Source organism: Amycolatopsis magusensis (assembly GCF_017875555.1).
Taxonomy (GTDB): Bacteria; Actinomycetota; Actinomycetes; order Mycobacteriales; family Pseudonocardiaceae; genus Amycolatopsis; species Amycolatopsis magusensis.
Genome location: NZ_JAGGMS010000001.1, coordinates 878,278 through 900,253, shown reverse-complemented (window position 1 = coordinate 900,253; position 21,976 = coordinate 878,278). Strand labels below are relative to the sequence as shown.

Here is a 21,976-nt window from a genome sequence, read left to right as displayed (position 1 = left end):
CATTACTTGCAATGGATGCAAGTAATGCCCCACTCCTAGCGTCAGGCCAGGTCGAGGGCGCGTTGCGCGAAGTGGACCTCGATGGCGGTCTGCTTGACCGTCTCGGCGATCACCAGTGAGCCGTGGCCGGCGTCGTAGCGGTAGAACTCGTACGGCGCCGAGCGCGCGCCCAGCTTGTCCAGGTAGTTCTCGATCTGCCGGATCGGGCAGCGCGGGTCGTTGTCCCCGGCCAGCACCAGCACCGGCGCGGTGACCGCGTCCACGTAGGTGATCGGCGAGCACTCGCGGTAGACCGCGGGCACGTCCTCCGGCGAACCGCCGAACAGCGCCCGGTCGAACGAGCGCAGCTGCTCCATCTCGTCCTCGTAGGCGGCGACGTAGTCCGCCACCGGCACCCCGGCGATCCCGGCCGCCCAGCGCGCCGGTTGCGTGCCCAGCGCCAGCAGCGTCAGGTACCCGCCCCAGGAAGCGCCGTTGACCACGCACTTCGCCGGGTCCGCGAGTCCATTTTCGACAGCCCAGTCGTGCACCGCGGCCACGTCTTCCAGCTCGGTCAGCCCGGGACGGCCCTCGATCGCGTCCCGCCACGCCGAGCCGTAGCCGGTGGAGCCGCGGTAGTTCACCTCGACCACCGCGAACCCGGCGTCCAGCCAGGTCGCGCGGTAGGCGGAGAACCGGTCCTCGTCGGCCGCGTGCGGGCCGCCGTGCAGGGCGAACACCGTCGGCAGCGGACCGTCCGGCGCGCCGACCGGCCGCGAGTACAGCGCGTGGATCCGGCCGCCGACACCTTCGACGAAGGCGTCGACCACCGGCGCCGACTCCGGCGCGGGCTCGCCCGGCGGGGTCAGCAGCACGCGCTCGTCGCCGTCGGCCGTGCGTGCGCGGATCATCGGGGGCTTCGCCGCGTTCGACCACGAGTACTCGACCGTGCCGTCCGGGCGGACGCCCGCGCCGCCGATGCGCCCCGGCGGGGTGTCCAATGAGGACAATTCGGCGGTGGACAGGTCGTACCGGTACAGCGAGCTGCGGCCCTGGTGGAAGTGCACCACGAGCAGCGCGTCGGCCTGCGGGTACCACCCGGCGCTCACCTCGCCGGGCAGGTCCAGTTCCAGCTCGGTCTCGGTGTCCGCAGCGGTGTCCCAGACCAGCAGTTCCTCGCGGCCGCGGCGCTCGTGGAGCAGCAACAGGCGCTGGTCGCCGGACACCGGCGAGAACTCCAGCGGGGTCAGGCCCTTGCCCTCGCCGTCCCACTTGTCGGCGACGGTGGCGAAGTCCTCGGTGCGCAGCACGCGGACGGCCGGGTGGCGCGAATCACCGTGCTCGGAGTGCGCGATGGCGACCAGCGTCTCGTCGCGGGACAGCCCGGCGATGCCCGCGTCGTCCTCGTGGCGGTAGAAGGTCTTCGTCTCGGTGCCGGTGCGCGCGAACAGCTCGCTGCCGTCGTCGGTGGACACGCCGACCACCACGACGCGGTGCCCGATGTCGAGCCCGGCGGAGTAGCCGTCGTGCACGTCCGGGATCGCGGGCTCCGCGGTGCCTTCGCCGTCGAACGGCTGGCGCACCCACGAGCCGAACTCGTCGCCGTCGGTGTCGTTGAACCACCAGATCCACCGGCCGTCCGGGGAGGGCACGGCGTGCATGGTGCCGTTGGGGCGGTCGGTGACCTTGCGGTGGGCGCCGGTGGCGCGGTTCCAGGCGTAGACCTCCCACACACCGCTGGCGTTGGAGACGTAGATGCTGGCGTCCGGCGCGTCGACGGCCCAGTCGGGCGCCGACATCCGGGACGCGCCGAAGCGGGCGCGCCACCGCGCTTCGGCGGCCTCGTCGTCGAAGAGGCGGTCAGGGACCTGGGCGGGTGGGTACGGGGTGCTCACGGCTCGATCCTGCCAGCTTGGGCCATCGGGGTGGGGACCCCGGGCTCGGAGAATCTTTTGCTCGAACGTGTCGTGCTCTGGCCGTACTGTGTGCGGAGTGCAGGAGGCATTCGCGCCGGGACGGCCCCCGTTCGAGCTCTCGGAGGTGTCCGCGCGCGTCGGCGCCGAGCGGACGGCGTTCGTCCTGCGCTGGATGCGGCCGGGGATGCGGGTGCTGGACCTGGGCTGCGGCACCGGGGTGACCACGCACGGCCTGGCCTCGTCGGCCGACGAGCTGCGGGTGGTCGGGGTGGACCACGTGCCCGGTCCGGTGGGTGAGACGGCGGGCTACGCGGTCGGCTCGTCCATTGTGGACTTCGTCGCCGGTTCGGAGTACGCGCTGCCGCTGCCCGACGGGAGTTTCGACCTCGCGTTCGCGCACGGCCTGTTCGAAATGGTCTCGCGGTCCGAGGTGGTGCTGTCCGAGCTGTGGCGCGTGCTGCGGCCAGGGGGTGTGCTCGCTCTGTCCACACCGGACTGGAGCCGGGCGAAGCTGCGGCCGAAGACGGCGAACGTGGTGGCCGCGCTGCGCGGTCACTACCTGCTCCGCCGCCGCGACGGCGGGGACCCGTTCGCCGGGCGCCACATCGCGGACAAGGTGGCGAGGGCGGGTTTCGGCGGGGTGCGGGAGCACGTGCGGTACCGCGCGGACCTGACCTACCGGGAGCTGTCGCGCGAGGTGGAGAACGGCCTGATCGCCGGCTTGGAGTCGGCGGGCGCCGACCACCCGCAACTGGCGAGCGCCGCCCGCAGCGCCTGGGTCTGGTCCCGCGCCGGAGACGGCCAATTCAGCCAATGCTGGGTAGACATAATCGCCAACCGATAACCCCACCGACCACGCCACTCCCAACACCGCCAGGACGCCGCACCACAAGACCAACCAAGCCCCGGCTGCGCCCGGGGAATGGCACGGCGGGCCGGTGGCCGGGTCCTTCGGGAATGTGGTGCAGGTCGACGGTGGCGCAGTGGTCACGCGGCGGGCGAGAGCGGCGTCGGTGACCACCGATCCGGCACCGGCGTCGTCGAGCACCTCAAGATCAGCTGCACCCCGCCACCCGGGGGTCCAGGGGGCTGGGGCCCCCTGGCGGGGGTCCGGGGGTTCGACCCCCGGGGAAACACAAAGAAGCCCTTGTTCGCGTTTTCCGCGAACAAGGGCTTCCTCTACTGTGCGTCGGGGTGGCGGGATTTGAACCCACGACCTCCTCGACCCGAACGAGGCACGCTACCAAGCTGCGCCACACCCCGAGGTACTGCTTAACGGGTCGTGGAGAAGTCTAGCGGACGTCGGTGCGGGCTTTGCGGCGGGTGGCCTTGTGGACTTCGCCGGGTCGTTCGTCCCTGGCGACCAGGGTCAGCAGGCTGGCTTCCGGCGGGCAGGCGAAGCGCACCGGCGCGTACGGCGAAGTGCCCAGACCAGCGGAAACGTGGAGCCACATGTTCGCGCCCCAGCGGGAGAGGCCGCGGGCGCGGCTGCGGTCGAGGGCGCAGTTGGTCACCAGCGCGCCGTACCCGGGGATGCGGAGCTGGCCGCCGTGGGTGTGGCCGGCGAGCACGAGGTCGTAGCCGTCGGCGGCGAACGGGTCGAGGACGCGCGGTTCCGGTGAGTGCGTGACCCCGATGCGCAGCGCGGCGCCGCGGTCGGCCTCGCCGGAGATGTCGGCGTAGCGGTCGCGGTGCAGGTGCGGGTCGTCGACCCCGGCGGCGAACACCTGCTGCCCGGCGACCTCCACCGTGCGCCGGACGTGGGTCAGGTCCAGCCAGCCGTGTTCGATCAGCGCGGCCCGCAGGTCGCGCCACGGCAGGTGCAGCCCGTGGATCAGTTTCTTGCGGCCCTTCGGCATCAGGTAGCGCGCCGGGTTCTTCGGCTTCGGGCCGTAGTAGTCGTTGCTGCCGAAGACGAAGATCCCGGGCACTCCGAGCAGCGGGTTGAGCGCGCGCAGCACCGACGGCACGGCCTGCCGGTGCGCGAGGTTGTCGCCGGTGTTGACCACGAGGTCCGGCTTCAGCTCGCTGAGCGCGGCCACCCACTGCTGCTTGGACCGCTGGCCGGGCAGCATGTGCAGGTCCGAGATGTGCAGCACCTTGATCGGCCGCGATCCCGGTGCCAGCACGGGGATTTCCTCGGTGCGCAGAGTCCAGTGCCTGCGCTCGATCCCGGCGGCGTAACCGATCCCGGCCGCGCCCAAGGCGATCGTGCCCAGTGCGTAGTTGCGGATCCGCCTGCCCCGCCGTCCGGTTTTCCCAGTACTACCCTGCGTGCTCACGTCATCCACAATACGGTGTCACCGACCTGCCCGGGTGAGGATGTCGTCTCAACGGCCTACCGGATCAGCGGCGCCCGGCGCGCTCGAAGCGCGGATCGGACGGCGGCAGTTGCATGGGCTCCTGTCCTTCCAGGATCTTCGACATGGCCCCGAACCACGTGCGCGCCGGGGTTTTGCCACCGAACATGTTCCCGGTGCCGCAGGTGTAGACGTTCCCGACACCGCCGTCGCAAATACCGCCCTTGCCGCCTTCGGGCCGGAACACCATCGCCGCACCGGCCAGCTGCGGGGTGGCGCCGACGAAGGTCGCCGAACCGTTGCCCTGCGTGGTGCCGGTCTTGCCGATCATCGGCCGGTTCCAGCCGACGCCAGAGGCGGCGCCCGCCGAAGTGCCCGGCGGGATCTCGTCCTTGCTCATGCCGATCGCCAGCGAGTTCGCCAGCGGCTCCTCGATCACCTGCTCGCAGGCCTGCTCCTTGATCGGCACCGGCTTGCCGTCGCGGTCGAGCACCTGGGCGATCGGCGTCGGCGGGCACCAGACCCCGCCGCTCATGATCGTCGCGGCGACGTTCGCCAGTTCCAGGCCGGAGGTCGGGCTCGGGCCGAGGGTGAACGAACCCTGGCCGGGGGAGCGCTCGCTCGGGCTGAAGAACACGCTCTGGCTGACGTTCTCCCCGGATTCCTGCGAGTCCGGCTTCACCGGGCCACCACCGAGGTTGCTGGCCATCGTGTCGCGCAGGCCGAGGCGGCTGGCCATCTCCACCACCGGGCCCATCCCGGTCTGTTCCTCGAGGATGACGAACCCGGTGTTCGGCGAGGTCGCCAGCGCGTTCTGCAGCGTCATCGACCCGCCGTAACCGTCACTGGCGTTGCTCAGGCAGTAGGCGCGGGTGCCGCGGGCCACCGTCGGGCACTGGGGGCCACCACCGGTGAACACCCTCGAAGTGTGGAATTCCGGGGTCTGAATGGTGCTGTAAATGCCCGCGACGCCCTTTTCCATCGCCGCCGCGGCGGTGAAGATCTTGTAACTGGAACCCGCGCCTCCGGTGTTGTAGATCCCCGAAGGCAGGGCGTACGTGGTCTGCCCGCTGTTCGCGTCCGTCCCGTAGTCGCGGTTGGCCGCCAGTGCCACCACCTCGTGCCGGTCCTTGCCGGGTTTGACCAAGGAAAGCGTGTTCGCCACGTTCTTCTGGTTCTTCTTCACCTGCGTTTCCGCAGCCACCTTGGCCTCGTGGTTGGCCCGCTGGTCCATGGTGGTGCGAATGGTGTACCCGCCGGTGTACAGGTCGTCCTTCGACATTCCGCTCTTGAGCAGGTAGTCCTCGACGTACTGGCAGAAGAAACCGTTCTCCGGGCCGGCACCGGTGCAGTTCGCGGCCGGCTTGCTCGGGGCGTCCTCGACCACGCCGAGCGGTTCCTTCTTCAGCTTCTCCGCGTCCGCGCGGTCGAGCTTGAAGTTGTCCACCATGCGGTCGAGCACCAGGTCGCGGCGCTCTTTGGCGCGCTCCGGGTTCTTCCACGGGTCGAACATGATCGGGTTGTTCACCAGCCCGGCCAGCAGCGCCGATTCCTTGGCGTCGAGCTCCTTCGGCGTTTTGTTGAAGTACGCCTTCGCCGCGCCGCCGATGCCGTAGACCTGCCGCGAGAACTCGACCACGTTCAGGTAGCCGGCCAGGATCTGGTCCTTGCTCATCTTCGTTTCGAGCTGGATGGCGATCCGGGCTTCCTTGAGCTTTCGCGCAATGGAAGCTTCCTGGGCTTTTTCCTGACCGACCTTGTTGTCCCGGTAGACCACGTTGATCAGGTAGTTCTTCACGTACTGCTGGGTGAGGGTCGACGCACCCTGGGTGTCCCCGTCGCTGGCGTTGGAGATCGCCGCGCGCATGGTGCCCTTCCAGTCCACCCCGCGGTGCTCGAAGAACCGGCGGTCCTCCACGGAGATCAGCGCGTACTTCATCGCGTCGGAGATCTCGTTCGCCGCGGTCGGGATCCGGTACTGCGAATACAGCGTCGCGATCGGCTTGCCGTCCTTGTCGGTCACCGTGCTGACCAGCGGCGGGGGGTCGGTGGCGAGCTCCGACGACATGCTGTCGACGGTCTCGCTCGCCTGGTTGGAGACCACTCCGGCGGCACCGGCCACCGGGAACAGCACACCGGCTACGAGCACCCCCGCGAGCAGGCAGAGGCCGAGCAATTTGAACAGTCCGTCCGCTTTCCGCACGCGCCCCAGCCTACGCGTGCCCCGTGTGGCAGGAGTGACCTCGTCGGGCGTGTGCAGAGGTAACGAAAGACCACCGGCAACTTGGCGGGGGAACCGATGGCCAATACAGTCCGTCACAACTCACGGAAGAAGCCAACGGATGGGTGAGTCCGGCGTGACCCGGACTGGTCGGTTCGGCGGTACCGGTGGCCAAGGGAGGGCCCCCGGGAGTCGACGTGAGCACAGGGAGAGACCGGCTCGCGGGTACCCAGGGTGTTCAGGCACCCCGGACAGGCCCGCCTGCGGGATCGAACAGGTAGGGAGCTTGGGGGCATGGAAAACAACAACAAGGTCGATTGGCGAGTCCACGCGTCCTGCCGGGACACCGATCCGGACGAACTGTTCGTCCGGGGTGCCGAGCAGAACCGGGCGAAACTCGTCTGCATGGGGTGCCCGGTGCGCACCGAATGCCTGGCCGAGGCGCTGGACAGCCGGATCAGCTTCGGGGTGTGGGGCGGGATGACCGAACGGGAACGCCGCGCGCTGCTGCGCCGCCGCCCGGACGTGGGGTCCTGGCAGGAACTGCTGATGACGGCCAAGCGCGAATTCGCCGGGATCGACGCCGAAGAAGCCGAGGACGCCGTCCGGGTCGGTTAGCCGCCGGCCAGCCGGTCCCCGATGTCACGCAGGCCGTCGAGGTCGTGCACGTCACTCGGCAGCGCGGGCACCCCCGCCACGGGGACCCCCGGATGGGCCTTGGTGAACCGGGCCAGCAGCCGCCGCTCGCGGTCGGCCAGCGCCACCCGGTCGGCGTGCAGCCGGAGCACGGCCACCGCCAGCGGCGCGGTCTTCTCCGAGCGTTCGAGCGAGTCGGCCGCGGCCAGTGCCTTCGGCGCGGTCAGCTCGGCGAGCACCGGGTGGGTCCGGTTCGCCACCAGCCCGGCGAGCGGCATGGACTCCTCGGACAGCCGGTCCACGAAGTAACTGGCCTCGCGCAGGGCGTCCGGCTCCGGCGCGGCCACCACCAGGAACGCGGTGCCCTGCGAGCGCAGCAGTTCCGCGGTCTTGCGCGCCCGCTCGCGGAAGCCGCCGAACATGGTGTCGAAGGCCTGCATGAAGGCGGAGGCGTCGGTCAGCAGCTGCCCGCCGATGATCGTCGAGACGGCCTTGGCGAACATGCTGAACCCGGCGCCGACCACCTTGCGCAGGCCCCAGCTGCCCGCCTTCGCCGGACCGGTCAGCAGCCGGATCATCCGGCCGTCGAGCGCGGTGGACAGCCGGGTCGGCGCGTCCAGGAAGTCCAGTGCGGACCGGCTGGGCGGGGTGTCGACGATGATCAGGTCCCAGTCGCCGCTGGCGGCGAGCTGGCCCAGCTTCTCCATCGCCATGTACTCCTGCGTCCCGGAGAACGAGGTGGAAATGGTCTGGTAGAAGGGATTCGCCAGCAACTGCTCGGCGCGTTCCGGGCCGGCGTGCACGCGCACCATGTCGTCGAAGGTGCGGCGCATGTCGAGCATCATCGCCCACAGTTCGCCCTTGGGCTCGAAGCCTTCGACGCTGACCTGCTTGGGGTGGTTGCCCAGCTCGCGCAGGCCCAGCGCCTGGGCGAGGCGGCGGGCCGGGTCGATGGTGAGCACCACGGTCTGCCTGCCGCGCTCGGCCGCGCGCAGGGCCAGCGCGGCCGCGGTGGTGGTCTTGCCGACGCCACCGGAACCGCAGCAGACGATCACGCGGGTGTTCTCGTCGTCGATCAGCGCGTCCGTGTCCAGCACTTCGGCCATCAGCGCACCCCCTGCTCGAGCAGTGCCTCGGCGAGGTCGTAGAGCGCGGCCACGTCCACGCCGTCGGTCAGGTCCGGCAGTTCGATGGTCGGCAGGTCCGCTTCGGACAGTTGCTCGCGGGCGCGCTGCTCGGCGGCCACGCGGATGGCGTGCTCCACGGTCTCCTCGACGAGTGCTTCCAGCGTTTCCTCGTCCAGCGCCAGCCCGGCCGAGGCCAGGCCGTCGCGCACGCGGGAGGCGTCCACCCGGCCGTCGGCGGCGGCGGTGATCGAGCGGGCCGGCAGCCGCGGCGGGCGGACCCGGTTGACCAGCACCGCGCCCGGGCGCAGATCGGCGCCGTCGAGCTCGGCCACCGCCTCGACCGTCTCACGCACCGGCATCTCCTCGAGCAGGGTGACCAGGTGGACGGCGGTCTCGCCGGAGTGCAGCAGCCGCACCACGCCCTCGGCCTGGCCGCGGATCGGGCCGGTCTTGGCGAGGTCGGTCAGCGCCTTGGTCACGTCCAGGAACTTGACCACCCGGCCGGTGGGCGGCGAGTCCACGATCACCGCGTCGTAGGAGTAGCGGCCGTCGGACTCGGTGCGCCGCACGCATTCCTTGATCTTGCCGGTGAGCAGCACGTCGCGCAGGCCGGGCGCGAGCGTGGTGGCGAACTCGATCGCGCCCATGCGCCGCAGCGTCCGCCCGGCGAAGCCCAGGTTGTAGAACATCTCGAAGTACTCGAGCAGCGCGGCCTCGGCGTCGATGTGCAGGGCGCGGACCTCGCCGCCGCCCGGCGCGGAGGCGATCCGCTGCTCGGCGTAGGGCAGCGGCTCGGTGTCGAAGAGCTGCGCGACCCCCTGCCTGCCCTCGACCTCGACCAGCAGCACCCGGCGCCCGCCGTGGGCGAGCGCCAGCGCCAGCGCGGCGGCGAGCGTGGTCTTGCCCGTACCGCCCTTGCCGGTGACGAAGTGGAGCCGGGCTCTGGCGAGTTCGTCGGTCCAGCCGGCCGGGGGAGTGGTCACGTCGCCAGCCTAAATGAGCTCCTACCCGGTGAGCAGCAGAACGCCGACCGCGGCGACGACCGCCACAGCCGCCACCCAGCTCGCGATCGGGGGCAGCACGGTGAGAACCAGCAGGGTGAGCACGGCCAGCGCGGTCAGCGACACCGCGCCCGAGAGCAACACGGACGCGGAGGACTGTGTCCGATCACGCACCTTCGCCATGATCATCGGGACCGCCGCCAGCCCGGCGAGCACCAGCAACGCGGCCGCGACGATCCGCCAGGTCTCCACCCGGCCAACCTACTGCGCCCGGGTTCGTCCCCGGCGGGCTGGACGGGGTCGTTACGCTCGCGGCCATGAGCGCCAAATGGGAGTACGCGACCGTTCCGCTGCTGATCCACGCGACCAAGCAGATCCTTGACCAGTGGGGCGAGGACGGCTGGGAACTGGTCACCGTGCTGCCGAACCCGACCGGTGAGCAGCACGTCGCGTACCTGAAGCGGCAGAAGGGCTGACCATGAGCTGGAGTGCCAGGCTGGCCGAACTGGGCATCGACCTGCCCGGGGTGGCCGCACCGCTCGCCGCCTACGTGCCCGCGGTGCGCAGCGGCTCCCACGTCTACACCTCGGGCCAGCTCCCGTTCGTCCAGGGCGAACTCGCCGCCACCGGCAAGGTCGGCGCCGAGGTCAGCCCCGAAGAGGCCAAGGCGCACGCGCGCACCTGCGTGCTGAACGCGCTCGCCGCCGTGCACGCGCTGACCGGCGTCGACTCGATCACCCGCGTGGTCAAGGTCGTCGGGTTCGTCGCCTCCGCCGAAGGCTTCACCGGGCAGCCCGCCGTGATCAACGGCGCTTCGGAGCTGCTCGGCGAGATCTTCGGCGAGGCCGGTGTGCACGCCAGGTCCGCCGTCGGCGTGGCCGAGCTCCCGCTGGGGGCACCCGTGGAGATCGAAGTCATCGTGGAGGTTTCGTGATGGACCCCGACATCGAGCAGGCGACGCACGAGCTGCTCCTGCGGCTCGCCGGCCGGCTGCCCGACAAGACGCTCTGGCGCTTCCGCGACTGGCTCGCCGAGGGCGCGATGGCCACCCTCGCGCGGACCATTCCAAGATCTTTGCTCAAGCACAGCATCGACCTCGATCAGCCCGAGTACCGCCTGCTTGTCGCTGGATTGATTCCGCACGGCGCCGATTGGCACCAGGTCAGTTCGACCCTTGGGGTAGACGACGGCAACGAGAACCGGTACACATTCACGAAGAGTGCCCCCGAACGGGTGAACTCCGTCGACTCTGTGTCCGTGGTCGTGCACGCAACGTTGCGTGGTCGCCCAGACGTGGGTGAGGTGCGGGCGAGCTGGCGGCATAACGGCACTCCGGGTGATCGTGAACCCAAGAGGGTCCTCTTGGTGAGCGCGGTGTCCGGAATGCCGAGGCTGACCGGTGAGCTGCAGCGGGTATTGCGTGTGCTGGGGGACGAGGAACCCAGCATCGAAGTGCTTCCGCCGCGGTTCGAACTCCCCGAGTACCACCGAGCCGCGCTGGCGAACTCGGAACTCGTCTGCGTGGGCGCCGTGGACGCCGGGCATCGACTCGTCGCCGCGTAACGGCTCGCTACCTCCAGCGAGCTTGGAGGGAGAGATCGCGATGGTGGAGGCCCACGACGGGCTCGGTGTGCCGCTCCGGCTGCACAACCTGCTGCTCGCCATGGCCGGCCGCCTCGACGACAGTGCGCTGTCCGAGGCACGGGAACTGGTCGCGCGTTCGCGCCTCGACGAGGCGGCCGAGCTGACCGCCGGCGCGTTGATCGCCGGCAAGATCCCGGTCCGCTCCGTCGAGCAGCGCGAACTCGCGCTGATCCTGGAGATGAGCCGCTCGGACGCCACACTGGTCGACGAGGTGCTCATCGACGAGAACGAGCCTGACATCACGCACCGGTTCACCGGGGAGAACGAGCCGGAGCGCGGCATCGCCGACGCACTGGACCGAGCCCTCCAGGTGCTGCCGGACCTGCGTTCGGTGCACGCGGTCTGGCGGAACACGCCGGCCGGGAGCGTGCCCGGTCCGCTGCCGCAGCGGGTGGTGCTGGTGGAGATCGGCCCCGAGGGGCACCCACCGGCCGTGGCCTTCCGGGTGGACACCGCGCTCCGCCGGGTCGGCATCCGGTCCGTGGTCGAGGTGACCGGCCCCGGCGCCGACCGCACCGGCTACTACAAGCACGCGATGACCTCGGCGAACCGGGCCTGGCACGCCGGGACCGCGCCGTCGGGCGCCCAGGCGCCGTCGGCGGTCTCCGCCGCGCCCGCCAAGGCTTCCGCGCACAGCCCGGTCCCGGTGGCCTCCGCCGAGTCGTCGAAGCCCCGGCACGAGCTGGTCGACGACCGGCTCCCCGAACCGCCGGTCGAGCAGCAGCGCACCGAAGTGGTCCAGCGCCCCGAACCGGCGCCGGAACCCGCTCCGGTGGGAAAAGCTGAGCCTCCTGCGATCACCGCCGCACGGCAGGAGGCACTCAGCCACCAGGCCGAGTTCGGCAGCGGCGTGGAGAGCACGACGGACATGAGCTCGGCCGAGGTCGCCCAGTTGCGGCGCGCGCTGGCCGAGGACCACGAGACCGGCCGCGCGATCGCTTCGGCGAAGCTGCCCGGTGGTGATGTCGTCGAGCTGCCCGAACTGGACCTCAACGACCCAAAACTCAGCGATCGGGACCGCAAGCTCCTCCGGGAGCTGCACGCGGAGCTGGCCCAGCGGGAGCGGGCGGAAGCGGCTCGCCTGCGCCTGAACGGGGCGGGCAGGGGCGGGGAGGGCAACCGGCGCTGGGTGGACGGTTTCTCCGGCGCCTGAAGCGGTTCGGGCGGCCGCGGTGACGTATGTTGCGGGACGTGGCCGAACTACCTGACGAGGTCGTCGTCGACCTGACCAAGATGCCGCTGACGTCGTCTTCCGACCTGCCGACCCCGGAGGGGCCTCCGGTCACTCCCAAGGACGCCGCGACGGTCGTGCTGCTCCGCGAGGGCGGGCCGGGCGTCGAGGTGTTCCTGCAGCGGCGCGTGGCCGCGATGGCCTTCGCCGGCGGCATGACGGTGTTCCCCGGCGGCGGGGTGGACAAGCGGGACGCGGACGCGTCGATCAGCTGGGCCGGTCCGGACGCGGCTTGGTGGGCGTCGAAGTTCTCGTGCTCCGAGTCGCTCGCGCGCGCCCTCGTGTGCGCTGCCGTGCGCGAGACCTTCGAAGAGTCCGGTGTGCTGCTGGCCGGCACGGAGTCCACTGTGGTCGCGGACACCGCCGAGTTCGCGGGCGTGCGTGATCGGCTGATCTCGCGGGAGCAGTCGCTGGCCGGGTTCCTGGCCGAGGCTGGGCTGACCCTGCGGGCGGACCTCCTGCGCCCGTGGGCGAACTGGGTGACGCCGCCCCAGGAGAAGCGGCGCTACGACACGCGGTTCTTCGTCGCCGCGCTGCCCGAGGGCCAGCGGGCGGACGGCGCCACCACCGAGGCCGACGCCTCCGGCTGGCAGGCGGCCGCTGACGCACTGGGCGACGCCGAAGCCGGTCGCAGCACGCTGATGCCGCCGACCTGGTTCACGCTGACCGAGATCGGCGAGTTCACCAGTGTGCGGGAGGCGTTGACGGCGGAGCGCTCGATCAAGAAGATCACGCCGACCCTGGTCCGTGAAGGCGACCGGGCCCGGATCGTGCTGGAGCCGTCGTGACCCATCCCGCCTACGGTGTGCTGCGCCAGGTCTCGCCGACCGCGTCGGTGGTGCTGGAGAACAACCCGTCGTCGATGACGCTGGAAGGCACGAACAGCTGGGTGCTGCGGGCGCCGGGGGCGTCCTCGTGCGTGATCGTCGACCCGGGTTATGACGACCGGGCGCACCTCGCGCAGCTGGCCGCGTGCGCGCCGGTCTCGCTGATCCTGCTGACGCACCACCACCCGGACCACGCCGACGGCGCACCCTGGCTGGCTTCGGAGGTCTCCGCGCCGGTGCGGGCTTTCGACCCCTCGCTGTGTGCGGGCGGCGAAGCGCTGCGGCCGGACGAGATGATCTCGGCGGCCGGGCTGGAGATCGGGATCCTGCACACGCCGGGCCACACCGCCGATTCGGTGTCGCTCCGGGTGGGCGGCGAGGTCCTGACCGGGGACACGATCCTGGGCCGCGGCACCACGGTGCTCGACGACCTGGGCGCATACCTGGGCTCGCTGCGCCTGCTGGCCGAACTGCCGCCGGGCACCCTGGGCCTGCCGGGCCACGGCCCGGAACTGCCGGACCTGGCCGCCACCGCGCGGGAGTACCTGGCACACCGGGAACAAAGACTGGACCAGGTGCGGGCGGCCCTTCGTTCACTGGGCCCGGACGCCACACCGAGGCAGGTCGTCGAACTGGTCTACGCGGACGTGGACCGGGCGCTGTGGCTGCCCGCCGAACACAGCGTCCGAGCCCAGCTCGACTACCTGCGCACGCTGTAGCTGTGCCGCACAGCCGACATCCCGAGTTCGTGCCCGCCGAGGATTTCCTGGGCGGGCTCGCCGACCTGCCGCGGACGGATCCGGCAGAGTTCTTCACCGAGCTGGACGCGGTGGTGGACCCGGATCCCTTCCGTGCCGCTGGTGAAGGCGAACAGCCGCGTCAGCGCGGTTGCATGGGCATGACGTAGTACCGCAGTGAGGTGGCCGCCGTGGTCAGGATGGTGGCGCGCAGGCCCGGCTGGATGGCGAGGACGACCTCCCCGCCGGTGAAGGGGCGTAGCGCGTCGAGCAGGTAGCGCGCCTGGTACGACGGGGCGAGCCGGTTGCCGTCCACTGTGGACTTGACCTCCTCTTCGGCTTCCCCGGCGCGCGGATCGGTGCCCGCGACGCGCACCGAGCCGTCCTGCACGCCGAGGGTGACGACGCCGCGCGGGCCCGCGTAGAGGCTGGTGCGGCGGACGGCCGCGGCCAGCGCGTCCGCGGCGAGGGTGAGCCGGGTTTCCACGGCGCCGGTGGAAATGCTGTCCTCCGTGAGGAAGCCGCCGTCCAGCACCGCGGTGGTCACCGTGCTGCGCCCCCAGCTCAGGCCGAAGCGGTTGACGTCGGCGTGCACCGAGACGCTGCCGCTGACCTGCTTGCCGACCTCCGCGAGCAGGGCCGCGGGCACCAGCGCGTCCACCTCGCCACCGGACCACGGCACCTCGGCGGCCGCCATCCGGAACCGGTCCGAAGCCAGCAGCGACAAACCGCCGGGCCCGGAGCGGACCCGGACCCCGGTGAACATGGGCAACGCGTCGTCCCGAGCCGCTGTCGGGGCGACCGCGGCCAGCGCACGGGACAGGAGTCCGCCGTCGAGCGAACCGACCACCGGCAGCTCGCCGCCGTCCAGGTACGACGACCGGTCCAGCAACGGCAACGCGAACCGGCCGCGTGCCGTGCGGATGGCGAGCCGTGAACCTTCCACGACGAGCCGGACCTCCGGCTCGTCCAGCACCTTCAACGTCTCGGCGAGCGGCCGGGCGGGCACCAGTACCTCGCCGTCGGTGTGCGTCAGCGCGGTGCAGGCCAGCCGCACGGCCCGCTCGTGATCGTTCCCGGCCAGCACCAGCCCGTGCGCGTCGGCACGCAGGAGCAGGCCAGGACCGCCCGATGGCAGCAGGCGGACGGCTTCGGCGAAGGCGGCGGCCAGTGCCGAGCTGGGCGCGGTGAGGTCCATGCCGCGCAGGTTAGGCGGCGGCACCGACAAGTTCGGCGGGTGCGGTCGTGGTGGCCGGGCGGATGGTCCGTCGCAGGCTCCACACCACGGCGGCCAGCGCGACCGCGGCCACCCCGGCGGCGAGGAACGAAGCGGGCGGCCCGCTGGCCTCGACCAGGTAACCGCTGACCGACTGCCCGAAGGCCAGGCCCAGCGTCACCGAGGTGATCACCCAGCCGAACGCCTCGGCGGCGGTGCCCTCCGGCGCGACCAGTTCGATCGCCGCCGAGTGCGCGGTGGACTGCGGGGTGATCAGCGCACCCGCGCCGAGCATGGCCAGCGCCAGGCCCCAGAGCGAACCGGGCAGCGCGAGCAGCGCCACCAGCACGCCGAACGCGGCGAGCAGCACCGGCAACCGCAGGCCCATCGACCGCGGCCACGGGCGCAGGCTGTACGCCACGCCGAAGACCACCGAGCTGACCGACCAGGCCGACAGCAGCAGCCCGCCGACCGTGGCGTGCCCGGCGTTCGTCGCCGCTGCCGGGACGGCGACCTCGACGAAGCCGATCACCACGCCGAAGCCCAGCGCGGCCACCGCGAGCGTGCGCATCCCGGGGCTGGCCAGCGCGCCGAGCAGCGGGCGCCGCCGCGACGGGGCCGCGCCCCAGGCCCGGACGACCGGGCTCAGCGCGAACAGGGTCGAACCGGCCACCATCACCGAAGCGCCGACCACCAGGCCGGTGCCCGGCCACGGCGCGGCCGCCAGCGCGCCCGCGAAACCCGGGCCCAGGATGAAGAAGACCTCCATGCTGATCGCCTCGTAGGAGAACGCGGCGCTCCTGGCCGGTCCGGCGGGCACCAGGCGTCCCCACAGCGCCCGCGAGGCCGAGCCGACCATCGGTTCGGTGATCCCGATCCCGCCGGCGAGCAGCACCAGCAGCGCGGTCGGCGCGCCCGCTTCGATGAAGGTGATCAAGGTCGCCACCGCGCCCGCGAACAACGTGGTGGTGATGAGCAGCGGCCGGGTCGGGCCGAAGCGGTCGATCAGCCGTCCCTGCACCACCGAACCGGCGGCCACGCCGACCAGCGAACCGGCCGAGACCAGCCCGGCTGCGGCGAACGAGCCCGTCTCCCGCTGCACGTAGAGCAGTGCGGCGATGCCGATCATCGCGATTGGCAGCCGGGCGAGCACGGACGCGACCGCCGGGCCGCGGGAACCCGGCGCGGTCAGCGCCGTGCGGTAGTCGGCCAGCGTGGTGCGGCCACCGGAGGCGGAGTGGGACATGCGTACCAGTATGCCGCCGACTGGTACGTCTGTACCACTTATTTCCTGGCGACCTTCGTCACCGATTCGTGACCACAAATCTTCCGCTGATGTGGGATGAGACGGGAATGAATCCGGCGCCGACCGCGTTGAACAGGCAAGAGGACAGGGCGGGCACCGTCCGCGTTGGGCCAAACGGGTCTCGGTTGCATAACGAACCGCGTTTTTTGGGTTGAACGGCGCAACAAACTACGGCGCTTGGCGTCCTTGAGGGTGAACGGCCTTGAAGTGAGGGGTGGGGGCCGTGTCATGGTGGATGGATCTCAGAACTGCAGAGGACTTCTCAGCTCCCTCCGGCACACGGGTCGGGGCCTGCCACCGGAGGGCGGGGAGCGCGGATCGTCGGGGGATGGTCCGCGCACGGCATGAGGGGCCGGTGCGCCACGTCGGGGGTGGCGCCCGGCCCCTCATGTTGTGTCAGAACAGGGGTCTGAGCAGCTCGGCTACCGGGCCCGCCTTGCCAGTCGCTCCGGGTCCAGGATCAGCACGCTCTTGCCTTCGAGCCGCAGCCAGCCGCGGTGCGCGAAGTCGGCGAGCGCCTTGTTGACGGTCTCGCGCGAGGCGCCGACGTACTGGGCGATCTCCTCCTGCGTCAGGTCGTGGGTGACCCGCAGCAGCCCGGCTTCCTGGCTGCCGAAGCGCTGGGCCAGCTGCAGCAGCGCCCGCGCGACGCGGCCGGGCACGTCGGTGAAGATCAGTTCGGCGACCATGTTGTTCGTCCGCCGCAGCCGCCGGGCGACCACGCGCAGCAGCTGCTCGGCGATCTCGGGGCGGGTGGAGATCCACTGCCGCAGCGCCGGGCGGTCCATCATCACCGCGCGCACCTCGGTCACCGTGGTGGCGCTGGACGTGCGCGGCCCCGGGTCGAAGATGGACAGTTCGCCGAACATGTCGGACGGGCCCATGATCTGGAGCAGGTTCTCCCGCCCGTCCGCGGACTTGCGGCCGAGCTTCACCTTCCCGGACTGGATGATGTACAGCTTGTCGCCGGGCTCGCCCTCGCTGAAGATCACGTGGCCGCGGGGGAACTCGACGCTCTCCAAGGTCTGCGCCAGCGCTTCAGCCGCGGCAGGTTCCACCCCCTGGAAGATGCCCGCGCGGGCCAGGGTTTCGTCCACCTCGTGCCTCCTCATCGGTGGCGACACCGCGGTTCCAGGACGGATGAGCGTGTCGCCGATCACTTGCGTGCAGTGTAGGGCGTGCCAGCGAGATCGCCTCATGGCTCGCCGGAGCCGGGGCGATCGGTGTTCACCCGCACACCCCCCATCGCGCGGACGAGAGGAGCAAAAGACGATCTCGGTGGCGGCAGAGCTTAACTCCGCACCCGGCGGGGCCGCAGCTTGGCCGCCCGTCCGCCGAGCCGGCGCAGCCGGAACAGCTCGAGCGCCCGCCCGATGCCGTGTCCGTGCAGTGCCCTGATCTCGTTGGGCTGGGCCTGCTCCAGGAACTGTTCGACCTCTTCCTCCTGCACGGCCACGTGCCGGAGGCGGCTCTCCACGCGCTCCATGATCAGGGCGAAGAACATGATCACGAGCGGTACCGCGATAACGAACCAGACGGTCATAGCTTTCAGATCCTCGCTTGCGGCTCGGTCCTTTTCGCGCCTGAACTGATGGCGCCCGTAGGCTATCGGGGTGCCGCCCGATGCCCGTAAAGCCCCCCGTATGGGTGGCGCCCCCGCCCGATCCGTCGATGGCGAAAGCCGCCTGGCATTGGTGAGACGCGTCCGGCGGATGAAACGTTGCCTCGATCAGGCGTATCCCGACGCGCACTGCGAGCTGGACTTCACCACCCCGCTGGAGCTGCTCGTCGCGGTGGTCCTGTCCGCGCAGACCACGGACGTGCGGGTGAACCAGGTCACTCCCGCGTTGTTCGCGCGCTACCGCACGGCCGCCGACTACGCCGGCGCCGACCGCGCCGAGCTGGAGGAATACCTCCGACCCACCGGTTTCTTCCGGGCGAAGGCGAACTCGGTGATGGGCCTCGGGGCCGCACTGGTGGAACGGTTCGACGGCGAAGTGCCGGGCAAGCAGGCCGATTTGATCACCCTTCCCGGTGTCGGCCGGAAAACCGCGAACGTGGTACTCGGCGACGCGTTCGGTGTGCCGGGAATCACGGTCGACACCCATTTCGGGCGACTCGTGCGCCGCTGGGGCTGGACCGATCTCGAGGACCCGGTGAAGGTCGAGCACGCGATCGGCGAGCTGATCCCGCGCAAGGAGTGGACGATGCTGTCCCACCGGACGATCTTCCACGGCAGGCGCGTCTGCCACGCCCGCAAACCGGCCTGCGGGGCCTGCCCGCTGGCCCGCGACTGCCCCTCCTACGGCACCGGCCCGATCGAGTTCGAAGAGGCCGCGAAGCTGGTCAAGGGGGAGGAGCGCGAACACCTGCTGGCGATGGTGACCGGGTCTTGACCACGGCGACCAAGTGGGCCGTCGCGGTCGGGGTGCTGCTGCTCGCGGTGATCGTCGCCGTGCTGCCGAACCGGGACGGGACCGCGCCCGCCGAGGACCTCGGCCCGGCGCGCGCGAAGGCGGCGCTGGCCGCGTGCACGGCCGTTACCCCTGGTCAGGCGCTCGCTGGGGTCAAGGCGGACTGCCTGGGTGACGGCGGCCAGGTCGACCTCGCGGCCGCGGTCGGCCCCGGTCCGACGCTGGTCAACATCTGGGCCACCTGGTGCCAGCCGTGCCGCACCGAGCTGCCGGTCCTCGCCGCCTACGCGGCCGAGCCCGGGGCCGCGCGCGTGCTCACCGTGCAGGTCGCCAGCTCGCCGTCGGACGGCCTGGAACTGCTCGCCGAGCTGGGCGTCCGCCTGCCCGCCGTGTACGACGGGGACGGGCAGACCGGGCCGGTGCGCAGTGCGCTGAAGGTCCCGCCGGCACTGCCCGCGTCCTATGTGGTCACCCCGGGCGGGGAGGTCCGGTTCATCGACAACCCGCGCCTGCTCGCCGACGTGGCCCAGGTGCGCGAAGCCGTCGCGAGATATGCCGCATGACTGAGAACGGACCGCTGGTCGACGCCGAGAGCGTGCCGGAGTGGCTGCGCGGGCTGGTGGCCGCGAGCGGGAAGGTGGACGCGTCGGCGTTCACCAAGTTCCAGCCGCCGCGGGGCACGAAGACGCGCCCGGCCGCGGTGCTGGTGCTGTTCGGCGAGGGCCCGCGTGGTCCGGACGTGCTGCTGCTGCGCCGCGCCGACACGCTCGACTCGCACGCCGGTCAGGTCGCCTTCCCCGGTGGTGGCGCTGACGAGGACGACGGCGGACCGGTCGGCACGGCCCTGCGCGAGGCCGAGGAGGAGACCGGCGTGCTGCCGTCCGGGGTGCGCCCGGTGGCCGTGCTGCCCGACCTTTGGGTGCCCGTCTCCGGCTTCTCGGTGACACCCGTGCTGGCGCACTGGGTGAACCCTTCGCCGGTCCACGCCGTAGATCCGGGGGAGACCGCGGCGGTCGCGCGGGTCGCGATCGAGGACCTGCTCGACCCGGCCAACCGGTACCAGGTGCGCCGCACGGGATACGACTGGGTGGGGCCGGTGTTCGACGTCGACGGGCTGTTCGTGTGGGGCTTCACGGCCGGCCTGCTGGCCGCCGTGCTCGACCTCGGTGGCTGGTCACGGGAATGGGACAAAACTGACGTACGGGATCTCGATCAAGCGCTGGCCGCGCACGCGGCACGGGCTCGGGCGGTGTACAACGGTGGCTCCGTGGAGAGGGAGCGATCGTGAACTGGGTTGACGTGCTCGTGGTGCTGCTGGCGGTGCTGGCGGCGGTTTCCGGGGCGCGTCAGGGGGTGCTCGTCGCCCTGCCCGCCTTCCTCGGCGTGCTCATCGGGGCTGTCGTGGGCATCCGGCTGGCGCCGCTGATCGTGGACCTGTTCGACAACCCCGCGCTGCGCGTGGCGGTGGTCGTCGGCGTGGTGGTCTTCCTGGTGGCGCTGGGCGAGACGCTCGGTGTGTGGGTGGGCCGCAAACTGCGGAACAAGATCAGCTCGCCGAAGCTGTCCGGAGTGGACAACACGCTCGGCGCGATCGTGCAGGGCCTGGTGGTCTTCGTCGTCGCCTGGCTGATCGCGGTCCCGCTGACCAGCGTGGCCGGCCTGCCGGGGCTGGCCAAGGCGATCAACAACTCGACCGTGCTCGGCGGGGTCGACCAGGTGATGCCGGATTCGGCGCAGGGCCTGCCGAACGAGCTGCGCAAGCTGCTCGACGCGTCCGGCTTCCCGTCCATCGTCGCGCCCTTCCAGCAGGCACCGAAGGCGGACGTCGCGCCGCCCGACGAGAACCTGCAGGCGAGCACGGTGGTCCGCCAGCTGCGCGGCAGCGTGCTGAAGGTCCGCGGCAACGCGCCCGCCTGCTCCCGCGCGCTGGAGGGCAGCGGTTTCGTCATCGCGCCGCAGCGGGTGATGACGAACGCGCACGTGGTCGCCGGGACCGACGAGACCGCGGTCGAGACACCGCAGGGCAGGCTCCCCGCCCGCGTCGTCCACTTCGACCCGGCGACCGACGTCGCCATCCTCGCCGTGCCGCGGCTGGAAGCCGAGCCGCTGGAGTTCGCCGACCGGCCCGCGCAGGCCGGGGACGACGCCATCGCGCTGGGCTACCCGCTCGACGGCCCGTACACCGCGACCTCGGCCCGCGTGCGGCAGCAGATCACCCTGCGGGGACCGGACATCTACGACACCAACACCGTGCAGCGGGACGTGTTCACCGTGCGCGCCGGGATCCGGAGCGGGAACTCCGGCGGGCCGCTGGTGAACCCGCAGGGCGAGGTGATCGGCGTGGTGTTCGGCGCGGCGGTGGAGGACCCGGACACCGGGTTCACGCTGACCGCCGCGGAGGTGGCGCCCGAGGTGGCGGGCGCGCCCGGCTACGGCGCCGCCGTCAGCACCGGCCCGTGCGCGGCCTAGCGCCTAAGCCTTGGCGAGGAACTGCGCCAGGATCTCCGTGGTGCGCTTCGGGGCTTCCAGGTGCGGGTAGTGGCCGACGCCGGCGAGTGAGGTGAACACCGAGTCCTCGCCGCGCCAGCGTGCCGACGCCTCGGCCGTGCGCGGCAGCACGCACCGGTCCTCCTGGCCGTGCACCTGGAGCACCGGCACCGGGCTCGGCTTGTCCGCGGCTTCGGTGAACCGCCTGCCCTCGCCGCGGAACTGCGCGCGGAAGGCCCACCGGTAGTACTCGAGCGAACTGTGCGCCACCCCGGGCACCTGCATCGCCTGCCGGAACTTCGCGGCGGCTTCGGTGAACTCGGCCGTCTCCGTCCACTGGGGACCGGACCAGCCGCGCATCAGGCGTTCCACCTCGGCCGCGTCGTCCCGGACCAGCTTGCGTTCCGGGGCCATCGGCACCTGGAACCCGAAGAGGTGGCCGAGCGCGCGGGCCTGGTTGCCGCCCCGGCCGCGCCAGGCTGTCCTGGTCACCGAGCCACGCAGGGCCAGTGGGTGCGCGGCACCGAGCGCGCCGACGGACGCGGCGATCCGCGGGTGCAACGTGGCCGCGGTCCAGGCGAGCATGCCGCCCCAGGCGTGCCCGATCAGGTGCGCGCGGCGTTCCCCGAGCGCCTTGACCAGCCCGGCGACGTCACCGGCGAGGGTCCACGCGTCATACCCGCGTGGTGGTTTGTCGGAATCCCCGTAGCCGCGCAGATCCGCGGCGACCACCCGGAACCCGGCCTCGGCCAGGCCGGTCAGCTGCCGGTGCCAGGTCCACCAGAACTCGCCGAACCCGTGCAGCAGCAGTACGAGCGGCCCGGTGCCCAGCTCGGCGACGTGCAGCCGGATGCCGTTGGCCGAGACGTCGCGATGGGTCCATGGCCCGTCGATCCGGACGATCGAGGGATCGGGACCTGCGCGCACGGCTGGC

Annotated in this window: 24 protein-coding genes and 1 tRNA gene; 13 read left to right on the top strand and 12 right to left on the bottom strand. The window is 71.4% G+C overall.

The genetic code is table 11. The annotated features are described in order from the left end of the window. Nucleotides 1–41 precede the first annotated feature (41 nt). Nucleotides 42–1,874 carry a prolyl oligopeptidase family serine peptidase gene (locus tag JOM49_RS04260; RefSeq protein WP_209663054.1) on the bottom strand — a complete coding sequence of 611 codons (1,833 nt, stop codon included), beginning with the start codon at nucleotides 1,872–1,874 and terminating at the stop codon, nucleotides 42–44. A 97-nt stretch (nucleotides 1,875–1,971) separates the two neighbouring features. Here JOM49_RS04260 and JOM49_RS04255 point away from each other — a divergent pair, with 97 nt between their 5' ends. Further along, nucleotides 1,972–2,739, top strand: a complete 768-nt coding sequence (locus JOM49_RS04255) for a class I SAM-dependent methyltransferase (RefSeq protein WP_282770663.1) — start codon at nucleotides 1,972–1,974, stop codon at nucleotides 2,737–2,739. Between the two features lie 345 nt (nucleotides 2,740–3,084). Here the strand turns inward: JOM49_RS04255 and JOM49_RS04250 are convergent. From JOM49_RS04250 to JOM49_RS04240, 3 genes are all read right to left on the bottom strand, one after another. Then, a tRNA-Pro gene (locus tag JOM49_RS04250) sits at nucleotides 3,085–3,158 on the bottom strand. Between the two features lie 29 nt (nucleotides 3,159–3,187). Beyond that, nucleotides 3,188–4,114: a metallophosphoesterase gene (locus tag JOM49_RS04245; RefSeq protein ID WP_209670777.1), complete on the bottom strand. Its 927-nt coding sequence runs from the start codon at nucleotides 4,112–4,114 to the stop codon at nucleotides 3,188–3,190. Between the two features lie 127 nt (nucleotides 4,115–4,241). Continuing rightward, nucleotides 4,242–6,398 carry a transglycosylase domain-containing protein gene (locus JOM49_RS04240; protein ID WP_209663053.1) on the bottom strand — a complete coding sequence of 719 codons (2,157 nt, stop codon included), beginning with the start codon at nucleotides 6,396–6,398 and terminating at the stop codon, nucleotides 4,242–4,244. Between the two features lie 312 nt (nucleotides 6,399–6,710). Here JOM49_RS04240 and JOM49_RS04235 point away from each other — a divergent pair, with 312 nt between their 5' ends. Continuing rightward, entirely contained in the window at nucleotides 6,711–7,034 is a 324-nt protein-coding gene (locus JOM49_RS04235; RefSeq protein WP_209663052.1) for a WhiB family transcriptional regulator, read from the top strand. Here the strand turns inward: JOM49_RS04235 and bagB are convergent. Genes bagB through JOM49_RS04220 form a run of 3 tightly spaced genes read right to left on the bottom strand, consistent with a single transcriptional unit; the run spans nucleotide 7,031 to nucleotide 9,432 of the window. After that, a complete protein-coding gene (bagB, locus tag JOM49_RS04230; protein ID WP_209663051.1) occupies nucleotides 7,031–8,158 on the bottom strand; it encodes an ATPase BagB in 1,128 nt (375 codons plus the stop codon). The genes JOM49_RS04235 and bagB overlap by 4 nt on opposite strands. After that, on the bottom strand, nucleotides 8,158–9,162 hold the full coding sequence (gene bagA / locus JOM49_RS04225) for an ATPase BagA (RefSeq protein WP_209663050.1): 1,005 nt from the start codon (nucleotides 9,160–9,162) through the stop codon (nucleotides 8,158–8,160). The genes bagB and bagA overlap by 1 nt, the downstream gene beginning before the upstream one ends. Nucleotides 9,163–9,183: 21 nt before the next feature. Next, entirely contained in the window at nucleotides 9,184–9,432 is a 249-nt protein-coding gene (locus JOM49_RS04220) for a hypothetical protein (RefSeq protein WP_209663049.1), read from the bottom strand. A 65-nt stretch (nucleotides 9,433–9,497) separates the two neighbouring features. On the opposite strand from JOM49_RS04220, the gene sp36 reads away from it, so the two are divergent. The 7 genes from sp36 to JOM49_RS04185 all read left to right on the top strand — a co-directional run bounded on the left by sp36 (nucleotide 9,498) and on the right by JOM49_RS04185 (nucleotide 13,789). Next, nucleotides 9,498–9,656 carry a Sp36 family protein gene (gene sp36, locus JOM49_RS04215; protein WP_113697922.1) on the top strand — a complete coding sequence of 53 codons (159 nt, stop codon included), beginning with the start codon at nucleotides 9,498–9,500 and terminating at the stop codon, nucleotides 9,654–9,656. Between the two features lie 2 nt (nucleotides 9,657–9,658). Beyond that, nucleotides 9,659–10,114 carry a RidA family protein gene (locus JOM49_RS04210; RefSeq protein ID WP_209663048.1) on the top strand — a complete coding sequence of 152 codons (456 nt, stop codon included), beginning with the start codon at nucleotides 9,659–9,661 and terminating at the stop codon, nucleotides 10,112–10,114. Further along, on the top strand, nucleotides 10,114–10,743 hold the full coding sequence (locus tag JOM49_RS04205) for a hypothetical protein (protein WP_209663047.1): 630 nt from the start codon (nucleotides 10,114–10,116) through the stop codon (nucleotides 10,741–10,743). Before JOM49_RS04210 ends, JOM49_RS04205 begins: the two co-directional genes overlap by 1 nt. 40 nt (nucleotides 10,744–10,783) lie before the next feature. Beyond that, the gene (locus JOM49_RS04200) at nucleotides 10,784–11,977 is read left to right on the top strand and encodes a hypothetical protein (RefSeq protein ID WP_209663046.1); all 1,194 of its coding nucleotides are present in this window, start codon (nucleotides 10,784–10,786) and stop codon (nucleotides 11,975–11,977) included. Between the two features lie 80 nt (nucleotides 11,978–12,057). Further along, a complete protein-coding gene (locus JOM49_RS04195; protein ID WP_245369863.1) occupies nucleotides 12,058–12,843 on the top strand; it encodes an NUDIX hydrolase in 786 nt (261 codons plus the stop codon). Then, nucleotides 12,840–13,601, top strand: a complete 762-nt coding sequence (locus JOM49_RS04190) for an MBL fold metallo-hydrolase (RefSeq protein ID WP_209663044.1) — start codon at nucleotides 12,840–12,842, stop codon at nucleotides 13,599–13,601. Before JOM49_RS04195 ends, JOM49_RS04190 begins: the two co-directional genes overlap by 4 nt. A 2-nt stretch (nucleotides 13,602–13,603) precedes the next feature. Next, a complete protein-coding gene (locus JOM49_RS04185; RefSeq protein ID WP_209663043.1) occupies nucleotides 13,604–13,789 on the top strand; it encodes a hypothetical protein in 186 nt (61 codons plus the stop codon). Here the strand turns inward: JOM49_RS04185 and JOM49_RS04180 are convergent. From JOM49_RS04180 to JOM49_RS04165, 4 genes are all read right to left on the bottom strand, one after another. Then, the gene (locus JOM49_RS04180; RefSeq protein WP_209663042.1) at nucleotides 13,762–14,817 is read right to left on the bottom strand and encodes a DNA polymerase III subunit beta; all 1,056 of its coding nucleotides are present in this window, start codon (nucleotides 14,815–14,817) and stop codon (nucleotides 13,762–13,764) included. The genes JOM49_RS04185 and JOM49_RS04180 overlap by 28 nt on opposite strands. A 10-nt stretch (nucleotides 14,818–14,827) precedes the next feature. Continuing rightward, the gene (locus JOM49_RS04175) at nucleotides 14,828–16,081 is read right to left on the bottom strand and encodes an MFS transporter (protein WP_209663041.1); all 1,254 of its coding nucleotides are present in this window, start codon (nucleotides 16,079–16,081) and stop codon (nucleotides 14,828–14,830) included. A 482-nt stretch (nucleotides 16,082–16,563) separates the two neighbouring features. After that, the gene (locus JOM49_RS04170) at nucleotides 16,564–17,238 is read right to left on the bottom strand and encodes a Crp/Fnr family transcriptional regulator (RefSeq protein WP_113694953.1); all 675 of its coding nucleotides are present in this window, start codon (nucleotides 17,236–17,238) and stop codon (nucleotides 16,564–16,566) included. Nucleotides 17,239–17,432: 194 nt separating this feature from the next. Further along, nucleotides 17,433–17,684, bottom strand: coding sequence for a hypothetical protein (locus tag JOM49_RS04165; RefSeq protein WP_113694952.1), 252 nt, complete (start codon nucleotides 17,682–17,684; stop codon nucleotides 17,433–17,435). A gap of 100 nt (nucleotides 17,685–17,784) precedes the next feature. Here JOM49_RS04165 and nth point away from each other — a divergent pair, with 100 nt between their 5' ends. The 4 genes from nth to JOM49_RS04145 are packed head-to-tail and all read left to right on the top strand — an operon-like array spanning nucleotide 17,785 to nucleotide 21,024. Further along, nucleotides 17,785–18,537, top strand: a complete 753-nt coding sequence (nth, locus tag JOM49_RS04160; RefSeq protein WP_209663040.1) for an endonuclease III — start codon at nucleotides 17,785–17,787, stop codon at nucleotides 18,535–18,537. Continuing rightward, nucleotides 18,534–19,118: a TlpA family protein disulfide reductase gene (locus tag JOM49_RS04155; RefSeq protein ID WP_209663039.1), complete on the top strand. Its 585-nt coding sequence runs from the start codon at nucleotides 18,534–18,536 to the stop codon at nucleotides 19,116–19,118. The genes nth and JOM49_RS04155 overlap by 4 nt, the downstream gene beginning before the upstream one ends. Next, complete coding sequence (locus JOM49_RS04150) at nucleotides 19,115–19,843, top strand: NUDIX hydrolase (protein ID WP_209663038.1); 729 nt, start codon at nucleotides 19,115–19,117, stop codon at nucleotides 19,841–19,843. Before JOM49_RS04155 ends, JOM49_RS04150 begins: the two co-directional genes overlap by 4 nt. Further along, complete coding sequence (locus JOM49_RS04145; protein WP_209663037.1) at nucleotides 19,840–21,024, top strand: MarP family serine protease; 1,185 nt, start codon at nucleotides 19,840–19,842, stop codon at nucleotides 21,022–21,024. The genes JOM49_RS04150 and JOM49_RS04145 overlap by 4 nt, the downstream gene beginning before the upstream one ends. A 3-nt stretch (nucleotides 21,025–21,027) precedes the next feature. On the opposite strand, the gene JOM49_RS04140 is transcribed toward JOM49_RS04145, so the two are convergent. Next, entirely contained in the window at nucleotides 21,028–21,969 is a 942-nt protein-coding gene (locus JOM49_RS04140) for an alpha/beta fold hydrolase (RefSeq protein ID WP_209663036.1), read from the bottom strand. Nucleotides 21,970–21,976 lie beyond the last annotated feature (7 nt).

What these genes read in the sequence shown, in the direction of transcription:
- JOM49_RS04200 (WP_209663046.1), top strand. Translation starts at nt 10,784, where the DNA reads ATGGTGGAGGCCCACGACGGGCTCGGTGTGCCGCTCCGGCTGCACAAC.
- JOM49_RS04180 (WP_209663042.1), bottom strand. Translation starts at nt 14,817, where the DNA reads ATGGACCTCACCGCGCCCAGCTCGGCACTGGCCGCCGCCTTCGCCGAA.
- JOM49_RS04150 (WP_209663038.1), top strand. Translation starts at nt 19,115, where the DNA reads ATGACTGAGAACGGACCGCTGGTCGACGCCGAGAGCGTGCCGGAGTGG.
- JOM49_RS04235 (WP_209663052.1), top strand. Translation starts at nt 6,711, where the DNA reads ATGGAAAACAACAACAAGGTCGATTGGCGAGTCCACGCGTCCTGCCGG.
- JOM49_RS04210 (WP_209663048.1), top strand. Translation starts at nt 9,659, where the DNA reads ATGAGCTGGAGTGCCAGGCTGGCCGAACTGGGCATCGACCTGCCCGGG.
- JOM49_RS04175 (WP_209663041.1), bottom strand. Translation starts at nt 16,081, where the DNA reads ATGTCCCACTCCGCCTCCGGTGGCCGCACCACGCTGGCCGACTACCGC.
- sp36 (WP_113697922.1), top strand. Translation starts at nt 9,498, where the DNA reads ATGAGCGCCAAATGGGAGTACGCGACCGTTCCGCTGCTGATCCACGCG.
- JOM49_RS04165 (WP_113694952.1), bottom strand. Translation starts at nt 17,684, where the DNA reads ATGACCGTCTGGTTCGTTATCGCGGTACCGCTCGTGATCATGTTCTTC.
- bagB (WP_209663051.1), bottom strand. Translation starts at nt 8,158, where the DNA reads ATGGCCGAAGTGCTGGACACGGACGCGCTGATCGACGACGAGAACACC.
- JOM49_RS04195 (WP_245369863.1), top strand. Translation starts at nt 12,058, where the DNA reads ATGCCGCTGACGTCGTCTTCCGACCTGCCGACCCCGGAGGGGCCTCCG.
- nth (WP_209663040.1), top strand. Translation starts at nt 17,785, where the DNA reads ATGGGTGGCGCCCCCGCCCGATCCGTCGATGGCGAAAGCCGCCTGGCA.
- JOM49_RS04205 (WP_209663047.1), top strand. Translation starts at nt 10,114, where the DNA reads ATGGACCCCGACATCGAGCAGGCGACGCACGAGCTGCTCCTGCGGCTC.